Origin of the sequence: Methylobacterium cerastii (assembly GCF_022179125.1) — a bacterium.
In the GTDB taxonomy this organism is placed as follows: Bacteria; Pseudomonadota; Alphaproteobacteria; order Rhizobiales; family Beijerinckiaceae; genus Methylobacterium; species Methylobacterium cerastii.
Genome location: NZ_BPQG01000126.1, coordinates 1 through 12,024, shown reverse-complemented (window position 1 = coordinate 12,024; position 12,024 = coordinate 1). Strand labels below are relative to the sequence as shown.

General features: G+C 69.4%; 12 protein-coding genes. 8 read left to right on the top strand and 4 right to left on the bottom strand.

Going from position 1 to position 12,024, the window contains the following annotated elements; translation table 11 throughout:
• Nucleotides 1–1,058 (bottom strand): IS5 family transposase (locus tag MFF13_RS25770; RefSeq protein WP_238273333.1); only part of this gene is annotated, 1,058 nt, incomplete at its 3' end.
• Between the two features lie 92 nt (nucleotides 1,059–1,150).
• Nucleotides 1,151–1,696, bottom strand: a complete 546-nt coding sequence (locus MFF13_RS25765) for a hypothetical protein (RefSeq protein ID WP_238273332.1) — start codon at nucleotides 1,694–1,696, stop codon at nucleotides 1,151–1,153.
• Between the two features lie 303 nt (nucleotides 1,697–1,999).
• On the opposite strand from MFF13_RS25765, the gene MFF13_RS25760 reads away from it, so the two are divergent.
• From MFF13_RS25760 to MFF13_RS25730, 7 genes are all read left to right on the top strand, one after another.
• Nucleotides 2,000–2,860 carry a transglutaminase-like domain-containing protein gene (locus MFF13_RS25760; protein WP_147751885.1) on the top strand — a complete coding sequence of 287 codons (861 nt, stop codon included), beginning with the start codon at nucleotides 2,000–2,002 and terminating at the stop codon, nucleotides 2,858–2,860.
• Nucleotides 2,861–2,939: 79 nt separating this feature from the next.
• Nucleotides 2,940–3,275 (top strand): nucleotidyltransferase family protein, encoded by a 336-nt coding sequence (locus MFF13_RS25755; protein ID WP_147762305.1) that lies wholly within the window; start codon nucleotides 2,940–2,942, stop codon nucleotides 3,273–3,275.
• Nucleotides 3,256–3,441, top strand: a complete 186-nt coding sequence (locus tag MFF13_RS25750; RefSeq protein WP_147762304.1) for a hypothetical protein — start codon at nucleotides 3,256–3,258, stop codon at nucleotides 3,439–3,441. The genes MFF13_RS25755 and MFF13_RS25750 overlap by 20 nt, the downstream gene beginning before the upstream one ends.
• Nucleotides 3,442–3,506: 65 nt before the next feature.
• Nucleotides 3,507–4,889, top strand: coding sequence for an ethanolamine ammonia-lyase subunit EutB (locus MFF13_RS25745; protein ID WP_147828939.1), 1,383 nt, complete (start codon nucleotides 3,507–3,509; stop codon nucleotides 4,887–4,889).
• Nucleotides 4,886–5,665, top strand: a complete 780-nt coding sequence (gene eutC, locus MFF13_RS25740) for an ethanolamine ammonia-lyase subunit EutC (RefSeq protein ID WP_147828937.1) — start codon at nucleotides 4,886–4,888, stop codon at nucleotides 5,663–5,665. Before MFF13_RS25745 ends, eutC begins: the two co-directional genes overlap by 4 nt.
• Nucleotides 5,666–6,013: 348 nt before the next feature.
• Nucleotides 6,014–7,744: a dihydroxy-acid dehydratase gene (gene ilvD / locus MFF13_RS25735; protein WP_147751880.1), complete on the top strand. Its 1,731-nt coding sequence runs from the start codon at nucleotides 6,014–6,016 to the stop codon at nucleotides 7,742–7,744.
• Nucleotides 7,731–8,633, top strand: a complete 903-nt coding sequence (locus MFF13_RS25730) for a tetratricopeptide repeat protein (protein ID WP_147828935.1) — start codon at nucleotides 7,731–7,733, stop codon at nucleotides 8,631–8,633. The genes ilvD and MFF13_RS25730 overlap by 14 nt, the downstream gene beginning before the upstream one ends.
• 205 nt (nucleotides 8,634–8,838) lie before the next feature.
• On the opposite strand, the gene MFF13_RS25725 is transcribed toward MFF13_RS25730, so the two are convergent.
• Nucleotides 8,839–9,462, bottom strand: a complete 624-nt coding sequence (locus MFF13_RS25725; RefSeq protein WP_147828933.1) for a glutathione S-transferase family protein — start codon at nucleotides 9,460–9,462, stop codon at nucleotides 8,839–8,841.
• 189 nt (nucleotides 9,463–9,651) lie between these two features.
• Between MFF13_RS25725 and MFF13_RS25720 the strand changes: the two genes are divergently transcribed.
• Nucleotides 9,652–10,824, top strand: a complete 1,173-nt coding sequence (locus MFF13_RS25720) for a zinc-dependent alcohol dehydrogenase (RefSeq protein ID WP_147762300.1) — start codon at nucleotides 9,652–9,654, stop codon at nucleotides 10,822–10,824.
• 31 nt (nucleotides 10,825–10,855) lie between these two features.
• Here MFF13_RS25720 and olsB read toward each other — a convergent pair whose 3' ends face one another.
• Nucleotides 10,856–11,881: a l-ornithine N(alpha)-acyltransferase gene (gene olsB / locus MFF13_RS25715; RefSeq protein ID WP_147828931.1), complete on the bottom strand. Its 1,026-nt coding sequence runs from the start codon at nucleotides 11,879–11,881 to the stop codon at nucleotides 10,856–10,858.
• Nucleotides 11,882–12,024: the final 143 nt, after the last annotated feature.

Here is a 12,024-nt window from a genome sequence, read left to right as displayed (position 1 = left end):
TAGGCGGCGGCCGCGAAGGTGAACAGCGCCTCGACCTTGATTCGGCCGCGCAGCTTGACCTTCCTCAGCCCGGCCTGAGCCTTGATCCAGCCGAAGACCTCCTCGATCCGCTTGCGGCAGCGCAGGCTGATTGCGTAGCCGGGATGGCGGGTGGTGCGGCCGTCGAGGGCGGTCTTGCGCACCTTGCCGGTCTTCGAGACCGCCCCGTTGATGGCGATGTGCGGGCTCACCCGCCGCGCCCGCAGGTCGCCGACGAAGGCTTCCACGTCGAACAGCTTGTCCGCACCCAGCGTAATCCGGTGCCGGCGGGGTCGGCGGTCGAGCATGAGGAGGGCCGCCTCGCGCTCGGCCGTGCCGGTGGCGTGGGTGATGCTGGCGTCCACCACCAAGCCGTTGCGGTTCTCCATCAGCGTGTGGCCGAGGTAGCACAGCCGGCTCTCCTGGCCGTCCGCCTTCCGGTAGAGCCGGGCGTCCGGGTCGGTAGTCGAGGCATGGGTCGCGTTCGAGCGCTTCTCGCGGCGGAAGTCACGCTCGCCGTTGCGGCCCGGGCCTGGCGGTTCGCCCGAGCCGTCCTTGGGCCGAAAGCTCTTCATCGAGGCCCAGACCTCGATCATCGTGCCGTCGACCGAGAAATGGTCGCTCGACAACAGCCGCTTGACCGGCTTGAGCGCCAGCAGACCCGACAGGAAGGCGTGCGCCACCTCCGTCTCCAGCAGACGGTCGCGGCTGTGCGTGAACACAGTCGGGTGCCAGACCGCGGCATCGATCTCCAACCCCACGAACCACCGGAACAGCAGGTTATAATCGATCTGCTCCATCAGCATCCGCTCGGAGCGCACCGAGAAGAACGCCTGCAGCAGTGTCGCCCGAAGCAGCATCTCCGGCGGGATCGAAGGCCGGCCCAGGCCCGAGTACAGGTGCTCGAAGCGCGCGTTCAGCCCAGCCAGAACTTCGTCGGCCAAGGCCCGGATCGGCCGCAGCGGGTGATCGGACGGCACACGCTCCTCAAGCCGAACGTAGCTGAACAGGTTGGTCGAGGCCGCCTCACGTCCGCGCATCGATCAAACCCCGCCTCTCGCTCAGGCAGAGTGAATCATCTCCAAGGCCAAACCGCCACAGACTTCTGCAGCAGCCTGCTAGAGCTTGGACGTCACGCCTTGACGGCAGGCTTGCCGACGACCTTCGCCAACCGCGCGTTCATACGTGGACCGGCCTGCTCGGATGCCGTCGCGCCGACCGCCGTATCGCCGACCATGACGGGGACCGCGTTGCAGATCTCGACGAGGCGCCAGATGACGGTGAATCCGTCTTGGACGACGTTCGCCGTCTCAAAGGGCGTCTCGGCCCCTGTGGGAAGTTTGACCGGCTGGTTATTCTGATCCTGCACGTAGTATTGCCAGACGGTATAATTTCCTTTCCCGACGCCCGTGAAGGTTTGCGTGAGGCTGAATTGGCCGCCGTTGTAGCGCGTGCCGCTCACCGGCGACGAGAACTGGCCGTTGATGTCCGTCATGATGAAATCGACGTAGGCGGCTCCCGCCCCCTGCCCGACGCCATAACTCAGTGCGTATTGTCCTTGTGGATTGGCTTGGGCGAAGTCCAAGACCTGCTTGATGTTGACGGTTTGACCAGGCGTCAGTCCCATGTCGAGCGGTTGTTTGTAATACAAGCCGACGACCTGCAAAGTAACAGCCATTGCTTCCTCCCTCTGAGGCAAGGGCCGTCATTCGCATTGGGGGACATCGACCGGCGCGATCGCGGTCTCTGGTCTTGCGATCGAATCGACGGCCTTGCTCAAGCAGAGTGCCGTGCCCACGCACACAAAACAACCTGAAAGATACAAACATCGTTTAAGTTTAGATGGAGGGCGGTCGCGACGCGTCGGCCGGGTCGTGCGCCCGTTCGGCAGCCGTGGCCGAACCGACAACCGGGACGCGCGTTCGCCCCAAGGCCCGCTCTTTGCAGGTCGCTCGCCGGCCCGTGACCGCCAGGAGACCCCATGCGCTACAATCTCGGCTGCAGCCTGTCCTACAACATCCTCTCGGACACGACCTTCATCTTCAACCTGGAGGTGGCCAAGCTGAAGAGCGTCGAGATCATCAGTGAATCCCTGGTGTTGACGCCGAACCTGAAGCGCGACGTCTACACGACGCCGGACCTGCTCAACCGTTACCTCGGCGTCAACGTGCCGATGGGTCAGTTCGCGCTCGAATACAACGCCGAGGTCGAGCTCACGGTGCACCGGGCCGACCCGGCGACCATCAACGAGACGCCGGTCGGGCAGCTGCCGCTCGACATCCTGCCCTTCCTGCTGCCGAGCCGCTTCGTCTCGTCGGACCGGCTGACGCCCTTCGCCCAGGCCGAGTTCGGGGCGATGCCGAAGGGCCACCAGCGCGTCAACGCGATCTGCAACTGGATCCACGACCACCTCACCTACAAGCCGGGCACCAGCGACGGCGAGACCACCGCCGACGAGAGCCTGCTCAAGCGCGCCGGCGTCTGCCGCGACTTCGCGCATATCGGCACCGCCTTCTGCCGCGCGCTCGGCATCCCCGCCCGGTTCGTGTCGTGCTATGCCCACGGCCTCGTGCCGAGCGACTTCCACGCGGTGTTCGAGGCCTACCTCGACGGGCGTTGGTGGCTGTTCGACGCGACGCGCCAGGCCGATCCCGACGGTCTCGTCCGCATCGGCGTCGGGCGCGACGCGGCCGAGATCGCGTTCTCGACCCCCTTCGGCAACATGCAGCCGGTCAACCAGCAGATCCGCATCACCCGTGCGGACGGCGTCGGAAGCCCAACGCCCCGGACGGTGGATGCGATCTCGACGGAGGTGCCGGCGCCGCATGGCGGGGCGGCCTGAGGTCGCGTCTCCGATGCGTCGGCATACCCAGGTGTGATAGACGAGGACGGATTGGCGGCCTCGACGAAGGAGCGACCCCGTGTTGCGATCGATCGGCGATCCCGTGCACCGACCGGTCGACATTCCCGACAGCGCCCGCGCCGCCATCGAGACGGTGGCGGCCCATCCTGCGGTTCGGGCGATTATCGTGTTCGGCTCGCGCGCCGAGGGCGATCACGATGCGCGATCCGACATCGACGTCGCCATCGAGGCGCCCGACCTCGACGGGGCGGCGCTGGACCGCCTTCGCGACCGGGTCGGGCATTGTCGAACCCTCTATCGGATCTCGGTGGCCAAGCTCGACACCATGCCGAGCGCACTCAAGGATCGCGTCCTGGCACAGGGAATCAGGATCTATGAGCGCGCGGAAGCTTGAGGACGGCCTTGGCAATCTCGAACGTGCCGTCGCCAACCTGGAACGTGCTCCGACGATCCCGACGGACGGCGAACGCGTCGCAGCCAACGACCAGGACATCGCCAAGGTCACGCCGCTCATCCGAACCACCTTCGATTTTCTCGCGCAGCGCTACCGCACGAGCTGACAGGATGGGACGCTGCTCCCCTCATCTCGCGCAGCGGAAGCCGGCATCGGCGTCAGGAGCACCCCATGGCCTACCGCCACGTCGTCGGCCCGCGGACCTGGGCGTTCGCCGACCTCGCCGAGCTGATGGCGAAGGCGACGCCGGTGCGCTCCGGCGACCGGCTCGCAGGCGTCGCCGCGGAATCGGCGGAGGAGGGGTCGGCCGCGCGCTGGTGCCTCGCCGACGTGCCGCTGCGCGAAATCCTGGCGCGGCCCCTGATCGCCTACGAGGACGACGACGTCACCCGGCTGATCCTCGACACCCATGACGCGGCGGCGTTCTCCGGGGTCGCGCACCTCACCGTCGGCGACTTTCGCGAGTTCCTGCTCACGGCCACCACCGAGACGCTGGCGCGGATCGCGCCCGGGATCACCCCGGAGATGGCGGCGGCGGTCTCGAAGATCTCGCGCAACCAGGACCTGATCCTGATCGCCCGGAAATGCCGGGTGGTCACGCGGTTCCGCAACACCATCGGCCTGCCCGGCACGATGGCGGTGCGGCTGCAGCCCAACCACCCGACCGACGACCCGGCCGGCATCACCGCCTCGATCCTCGACGGCCTGTCCTACGGCTGCGGCGACGCGGTGATCGGCATCAACCCGGCCTCGGATTCGGTGGCAGCCCTCGGCAAGCTGCTCCACCTCCTCGACGAGATCATCCGGCGCCACGCGATTCCGACGCAAGGATGCGTGCTCACCCACGTCACCACCACCCTGGAGGCGATGAACCGCGGCTGGCCGGTGGACCTCGTGTTCCAGTCGATCGCCGGCACGCAAGCGGCCAACGCCGGGTTCGGGGTCACGCTGGCGATCCTCAAGGAGGCGCACGAGGCGATGCTGGCGCTGAAGCGCGGCTCCTTGGGCGACAACGGCATGTATTTCGAGACCGGGCAGGGCTCGGCGCTGTCGGCCAACGCGCATCACGGCATCGACCAGCAGACCCTGGAGGCGCGGGCCTACGCGGTGGCGCGCCCGTTCCGGCCGCTGCTGGTCAACACCGTCGTCGGCTTCATCGGGCCGGAATACCTCTACGACGGCAAGGAGATCATCCGCGCCGGGCTCGAGGACCATTTCTGCGGCAAGCTGATGGGCGTGCCGCTCGGCGTCGACGTCTGCTACACCAACCACGCCGAGGCCGACCAGGACGACATGGACGTGCTGCTGACGCTGCTGGGCGCCGCCGGCTGCACCTACGTGATGGGCGTTCCCGGCGCCGACGACGTGATGCTGAACTACCAGTCCACCTCGTTCCACGATTCCCTCTACGTCCGCGAGGTCTTAGGGCTGAAGCGCGCGCCCGAGTTCGAGGCGTGGCTGCACGCCCTCGGCATGACGGATGCCGCCGGCACCCTGCTTCCCGCCGAGCCCGGCTCGCCGCTGCTCGCCGACGCCTCCGGGCTCGCCGCATGAGCGAGGACGCGAAGATCTGGGCGCGGCTCGCCGGCCTGACGCCGGCGCGGATCGGCCTCGGGCGGACCGGAAGCGGCCTGCCCACCCGCGAGGTGCTGCGCTTCGGCCTCGCCCACGCCCAGGCCCGCGACGCCGTGCACACGCCGATGGATGCGGACGCGGTCACCGCGGACATCGAAGCCCTCGGCTTGCCGACGCTCCGGGTCGCCTCGCAGGCGGCCGACCGCGCCGCCTACCTGCGCCGGCCCGACCAGGGCCGCGCCCTGGCGCCCGCGGATCGCGACGCCCTGGAGCGGGCGGCCGGCGATTCCGTCGACCTCGCCATCGTCGTCGCCGACGGGCTCTCGGCGCGTGCCGTGCACGAGGGCGCGGCTGGCTTCCTCGCGGCCTTCAAGCCTCACGCCGAGCGGGCCGGATGGAGCCTCGCGCCGGTGATCGTCGCGTCCCAAGCCCGGGTCGCGCTGGGCGACGCGGTCGGCGCGGCGCTGAAGGCCCGCGCGGTGGCGGTGCTGGTCGGCGAGCGCCCCGGCCTGTCCTCGCCCGACAGCCTCGGGATCTACCTCACCTTCGGCCCCCGCATCGGGCGCTCGGACGCCGAGCGCAACTGCATCTCGAACGTCCGCCCCGCCGGGCTCTCGCACGCGCTGGCCGCGTTCAAGCTCGACTGGCTCCTGAGCCAGGCCTTCGCGCGCGGGCTGACGGGGGTTTCGCTGAAGGACGAGAGCGAGGCCGCGCTCGCCGGCTCGGACGTGGCGCCGGCCCTGCCGAAGGCCTGATCGGCGGATCCGCGATCGCACCCGCGAAGGCTTCGGTGCGGCGCACCATGCGACCCGACCTCAGTATTCGGACCGCAAGCGCGGCTGTGGCGGGGTCGCAACACCGCGAAAGCATCCCGGGTTTACCCCGAGACCTGCCTTCGACCGCCGCGATCCCGCCATAAACCGGGACCACCTCAGCATCCGCGGTAAACGGCTTTTCCCCCAACCGGTTACCGCTCGGTTACGAGCGATTCCAAGAGCGTGGTCTTGCCTCCTCGCGCAACGTCGGTCGACGCTGCGCGACGGCTGTCCGCACCCTTCGAGGGCGCGCCGACGCGTAGCGGACCGGGGGGTGCGGGACAGGTCATGGACGCGCCTACGAACGACAAGTCGAAGCTGCCGAGCCGCCACGTCACGGAGGGGGCCGACCGCGCGCCGCACCGCTCGTATCTCTATGCGATGGGTCTCACCAAGCAGCAGATCCACCAGCCGCTCGTCGGCGTCGCCTCGTGCTGGAACGAGGCCGCCCCGTGCAACATCTCGCTGATGCGCCAGGCGCAGGCGGTGAAGAAGGGCGTCGCCGCGGCCCACGGCACCCCGCGCGAGTTCTGCACCATCACCGTCACCGACGGCATCGCCATGGGCCATGCCGGCATGCGCGCCTCGCTGCCGTCCCGCGAGGTCATCGCCGACTCCGTCGAGCTGACCATGCGCGGCCACGCCTACGACGCCCTCGTGGGCTTGGCCGGCTGCGACAAGTCCCTGCCGGGCATGATGATGGCCATGGTGCGCCTCAACGTGCCGTCGATCTTCATCTACGGCGGCTCGATCCTGCCGGGCTCGTTCCGCGGCCGCCCGGTCACGGTGCAGGACCTGTTCGAGGCGGTCGGCAAGGTCGCCGTCGGCGACATGAGCCTCGAGGACCTCGACGAGCTCGAGCAGGTCGCCTGCCCGTCCGCCGGCGCCTGCGGCGCGCAGTTCACCGCCAACACCATGGCCACCGTCTCCGAGGCGATCGGCCTCGCCCTGCCGTACTCGGCCGGCGCGCCGGCCCCTTACGAGATCCGCGACCAGTTCTGCGCCACCGCCGGCGAGAAGGTGATGGAGCTGCTGGCCAAGAACATCCGCCCGCGCGACATCGTCACCCGCAAGTCCCTGGAGAACGCCGCCGCCGCCGTCGCCGCGTCCGGCGGCTCGACCAACGCCGCGCTCCACCTGCCGGCGATCGCGCATGAATGCGGCATCAAGTTCGACCTGTTCGACGTGGCCGAGATCTTCCGGCGCACGCCCTACATCGCCGACCTGAAGCCGGGCGGCCGCTACGTCGCCAAGGACATGTTCGAGGTCGGCGGCATCCCGCTGCTGATCAAGACCCTGCTCGACCACGGCTTCATCCACGGCGACTGCATGACGGTCACCGGCCGCACCATCGCCGAGAACATGGAGCGCGTGCGCTGGAACCCGGACCAGGACGTGGTCCGCTCGGCGGCAAGCCCGATCACCCCGACCGGCGGCGTCGTCGGCCTCAAGGGCAACCTCGCCACCGAGGGCGCGATCGTGAAGGTCGCCGGCATGTCCGCCGACAAGCAGGTCTTCACCGGCCCGGCCCGCGTGTTCGACGGCGAGGAGGCCTGCTTCGAGGCGGTCCAGGCGCGCACCTACAAGGAGGGCGAGGTCCTCGTCATCCGCTACGAGGGTCCGAAGGGCGGCCCCGGCATGCGCGAGATGCTGTCCACCACCGCCGCGCTCTACGGTCAGGGCATGGGCGACAAGGTCGCGCTGATCACCGACGGGCGCTTCTCCGGCGCCACCCGCGGCTTCTGCGTCGGCCATGTCGGGCCCGAAGCCGCGGTCGGCGGTCCGATCGGCCTGCTGCGCGACGGCGACATGATCACGCTGGACGCGATCAAGGGCACCCTCGACGTGGCGCTCTCCGACGCCGAGCTCGACGAGCGCCGCAAGGCGTGGACGCCGCGGACCAATTCCGCGACCTCCGGCTACCTCTGGAAATACGCGCAGACCGTCGGACCCGCCGTGAACGGCGCCGTGACCCATCCGGGCGGCGCCGAGGAGATCCAGAGCTATGCGGACGTCTAGGACCGACCGCGACCGGAAGGCGGGGCCGGCCGGGGCCGATCGTCGGCCCCGCGGCAGCCTGCGCGCGCACCTTCGCGGCGCCGCGCTCGCGGCGACGGCGGTCGCGTGCCTGCTCGTCGGCGCTCCCGCGACGGAAGCGCTCGACGCCAGCGTCCGCACGCCGGTGCCCGAGAAGAACTACCGCAGCGCCAAGGACGCGCTGCGGGCGGGCGTGCGCGAGTACAACGCCGGCGACAAGGAGGGCGCGGCCCGCGCGCTCGAATATGCCGCCGACCAGGGCCACGCGCTGGCCCTGTGGAAGCTCGGCCGGATGTACGCCGAGGGCGACGGCGTCCCGCACGACGACCTCAAGGCGTTCGAGTTCTTCTCGCGGATCGCCGATTCCGGCACGGACGACGGGCCTGACGCGCAGACCTCGGCGGTGACGGCGAGCGCCTTCACCGCGCTCGGCAGCTACTTCCTCGACGGGATCAAGGGCACCTACGTGCGCGCGAACCCCGAGCGGGCCTACGACATGTTCAACTACGCCGCGTCGTACTTCGGCGACCCGAACGCGCAGTACAACCTCGCCCGGCTCTACCTCGACGGCACCGGCGTCGAGGCCGACGCGCGCCAGGCCGCGCGCTGGTTCAACCTCGCCGCCGAGAAGGGCCACCACCCGGCCCAGGCGCTCCTGGGCGACATGCTGATGACCGGCATGGGCGGCGTGCCGGTGCAGCGCGTCCGCGGCCTGATGTGGCTGTCGCTCGCCCGCGACGGCGTCGAGGGCCGCAAGGACGCCTGGATCGTCGCGCTCTACGAGAAGAACTGGGCGTCAGCCAGCGACGAGGACCGCGCCGAGGCGCAGGCCCAGGTGCAGACGGTCGGCTCGATCAAGCGCCGCCGCTAAGGGTCCGGCCGGGCAATCGCTCGAAAGCGCTTGCCCTGTTTTTCTTGCAGCCTCAATCGCCGGCGCCCGCCTCCGCGGGCTCAGGCTTTCGCTCCGCTCGACGCTTTTCAGGACCAAGGTCCTGAAAAGCCCGCTCCGCGGGGCGCTCTTCGCGCCCTGAAGCCGCCGAACGCGGCTTCAGGCGATCGTCCTGCGACGACCCCGATCAGCCCTTGCGCGCGGCCATGGCCGTGACGAAGGACGGGCGCGCCAGGATGCGGTCGACGTAGGCCGCGAGCTTCGGCCAGCGCGCGGCGTCGACCTTCGCCTCCGCGAGGTGGAAGTTGTAGAAGCCGGCGGCGATCGAGATGTCGGCGATCGAGAACGCGTCGCCCGCGAGGTATTCGCCCGCGATCTCGCCCTCGAGGTGGTCGAACAGCGGCGGCAGGTCCGTGTCGAGCGACTTGACGACCAAGGCCTCGTCGCACGGCTTGCCCATCATGGTCGGCTTCATCACCCGCTCGCGGAACGCCACGATCAGCGGGCTGAACAGCTCGGTGTCGCCGAACTTGTCGAACCAGATCGCGCGGCCGAGCGCCTTCGCGTCGGCGGGCATCAGCGCCGGCTCGGGGTGCTTGCGCTCCAGGTACCAGAGGATCGCCGAGGAATCGGCGAGCTTGAAGCCGTCGTCGTCGATCGCGGGGATCTTGCCGAGCGGGCTCGCCGCCTGGAACGCCGTGTCGAGCGCGTGGAACATGCAGGGCACGTGCTCGTAGGAGGCGCCCTTCTCGGCAAGCGCGACGAGGATCTTGCGGACGTAGGGCGAATAGCCGGTGCCGTAGACGATCATGCTGGTTCTGGACCCGTTGGGTTGTCGGAAGCGCCAAGCCCCTACCACGAATTGGGACGAACCTTCCCTGGTGCCGGCTCATGCGGCCATTCGACCGTTCGGTCGGAACTTGGCCGTACGAGCACGGGCTTAACCGTACGAGCCCGCGCCACGCGGGTCCTGCGATTCCCCCGTCACGAAAGGATTTTCATGAAAGCGCTGTGCTGGCACGGCAAGGGCGACATCCGCTGCGACACGGTTCCCGATCCGCGGATCGAGGATGCCCGCGACATCATCCTCAAGGTGACGTCCTGCGCCATCTGCGGCTCGGACCTCCACCTGATGGACGGCCAGATGCCGACCATGGAGGCGGGCGACGTGCTCGGCCACGAGTTCATGGGCGAGGTCGTCGAGGTCGGCCAGGGCTTCACCAAGTTCAAGAAGGGCGACCGCGTCGTCGTGCCGTTCAACATCAATTGCGGCGAGTGCCGGCAGTGCCGGCTCGGGAACTGGTCGGTCTGCGAGCGCTCGAACCGCAACGGCGCCATGGCGGCGGCGCAGTTCGGCTACCCCACCGCGGGCCTGTTCGGGTACTCGCACCTCACCGGCGGCTATGCCGGGGGCCAGGCCGAGTACGTCCGCGTGCCGATGGCCGACGTGGCGCCGATGCTGGCGCCCGAGGGCGTCGATGACGAGTCGCTCTTGTTCCTCACCGACATCCTGCCGACCGGCTGGCAGGGCGCCGAGCATTGCGAGATCAAGGGCGGCGAGGTCATCGCGGTCTGGGGTGCGGGTCCGGTCGGCCTGTTTGCGATCCAGTCGGCCAAGATCATGGGCGCCGAGCGCATCATCGCCATCGACACGGTGCCGGAGCGCCTTGCGCTCGCCCGCACCTACGGCGCCACCGACATCATCGACTACGCCAAGGAGGACGTGTTCGAGCGGATCAAGGAGATCAGCAAGGGCGAGGGCGCCGACGGCGTCATCGACTGCGTCGGCATGGAGGCCAGCGCCGGCCACGGCGTCGCCAGCCTCGTCAACACCCTGCAGGAGAAGCTGACCTCGACCGAGCGGCCTTACGCGCTGATGGAGGCGATCAAGGCGGTGCGGCCCTGCGGCATCGTCTCGGTGCCCGGCGTCTACGGCGGCCCCATCCCGGTCAACATGGGCATGATCGTCCAGAAGGGCCTGACCATGAAGAGCGGGCAGACGCACGTGAAGCGCTACCTGGAAACGCTGACCAAGCTGATCCAGGCGGGGAAGATCGACATGACGTCGATGATCACCCACCGCTCCACCAACCTCGCCGACGGGCCGGACCTCTACAAGACGTTCCGCGACAAGAAGGACGGCTGCGTGAAGGTCGTGTTCCACCCGAACTGAGGGTTCGGGCGGCGGATCGCCTCCGGGCGGATCACGCCGCCCGCTTGTTCGCCGTCGGCGCGAAGTGGCCGAGGTAGCGCGTGCCGATCGCCGTCACCGGCAGCACGACGAAGACGTCGGTGGTGCCGAACTGGCGGTCGATCACCGCCCCGTCGCCGAAGGTCGCCCCGACGCGGAGGTACCCCTTGATCAGCGGCGGCAGCGCCTGAAGCGCCGCCTTCGGGTCGATCGCCTCGCGGTCGAGCCGGTCCATCGCCACGTAGCGCTCCGGCAGGGCGCGGGCGCACCAGCCCTCGGGGGCGCGGGCGTGGTGGTGCAGGAAGCTCAGGGGCAGGGCGAGGCGGGCCGGATCGGTGCCGTCCAAGCTGGCGCAGCCGATCAGCGCGTCGACGCGGTGGTGCAGCACGTAGGCGTAGATGCCGGCCCAGAGCAGCTCGACGGTGCGCTTGGTGCGATAGGGCTTCAGCACGCAGGAGCGTCCGAGCTCGAGCAGGCGCTTGCCGGGATGCGCCGCGAGCAGTGGCGCGATGTCGAACTCGGAGGCCGAGTAGAAGCCGAAGTTGCGCTCGGCCGCCTCGCCGCGGAGCAGGCGATAGGTGCCGACCACCTTCGGACGCGCCTTCCGGAACGGCTTGGCGTCGGTCGCGGCGTGGTCGATCACCAGGAGGTGGTCGCAGACCGCGTCGTAGGCGTCGACGTCGCGCCGCGACAGCATCGCCATGCCCGTCGGGATCGCCGACATCTCCTCGTAGAACACTTGGTAGCGCAGCCGCTGCGCCCGGCGGATCTCGGACTTGCGGGTCGCGAGGCAGACTTCGAGGTTGCCGATGCGGCCGAGGCTCGGGCCCAGCTCCGGCAAGGCGTTACCCGCCCCCTTGGCCTTGAAGCGGATCGGGGTGGCGCCGGGCGGGATCAGGCTGCGGCCGCCGAAGCCGGGCAGCGTCCCGTCCGCCGACTTGCGCTTCAGCTTCGCGATCGGCGACTCGACGTTGTCCCACCCGTTGGCCCGGATCGCGTCCCAGGCCGCGGAGGCCCCGCGCGTAAACTTCGCGACCATGGTCGACGCCTTCCGGGGCTTTCCGAACGCGCCCCCGCGGGGCGACCGGCTCCAGGCCCTGGAACCGGACACAACCACGAAGCCCGCACGCTTTTATGACAGGCCCGCGCCGACGCCCGTGCACGCCCCGCGAGGCCGCCGAA

Bases quoted from the DNA above. Each gene is read 5' to 3' on its own strand.
- MFF13_RS25730 (WP_147828935.1), top strand. From the start codon at position 7,731: ATGCGGACGTCTAGGACCGACCGCGACCGGAAGGCGGGGCCGGCCGGG.
- MFF13_RS25765 (WP_238273332.1), bottom strand. From the start codon at position 1,696: ATGGCTGTTACTTTGCAGGTCGTCGGCTTGTATTACAAACAACCGCTC.
- olsB (WP_147828931.1), bottom strand. From the start codon at position 11,881: ATGGTCGCGAAGTTTACGCGCGGGGCCTCCGCGGCCTGGGACGCGATC.
- MFF13_RS25760 (WP_147751885.1), top strand. From the start codon at position 2,000: ATGCGCTACAATCTCGGCTGCAGCCTGTCCTACAACATCCTCTCGGAC.
- MFF13_RS25750 (WP_147762304.1), top strand. From the start codon at position 3,256: ATGAGCGCGCGGAAGCTTGAGGACGGCCTTGGCAATCTCGAACGTGCC.
- MFF13_RS25720 (WP_147762300.1), top strand. From the start codon at position 9,652: ATGAAAGCGCTGTGCTGGCACGGCAAGGGCGACATCCGCTGCGACACG.
- MFF13_RS25725 (WP_147828933.1), bottom strand. From the start codon at position 9,462: ATGATCGTCTACGGCACCGGCTATTCGCCCTACGTCCGCAAGATCCTC.
- ilvD (WP_147751880.1), top strand. From the start codon at position 6,014: ATGGACGCGCCTACGAACGACAAGTCGAAGCTGCCGAGCCGCCACGTC.
- eutC (WP_147828937.1), top strand. From the start codon at position 4,886: ATGAGCGAGGACGCGAAGATCTGGGCGCGGCTCGCCGGCCTGACGCCG.
- MFF13_RS25745 (WP_147828939.1), top strand. From the start codon at position 3,507: ATGGCCTACCGCCACGTCGTCGGCCCGCGGACCTGGGCGTTCGCCGAC.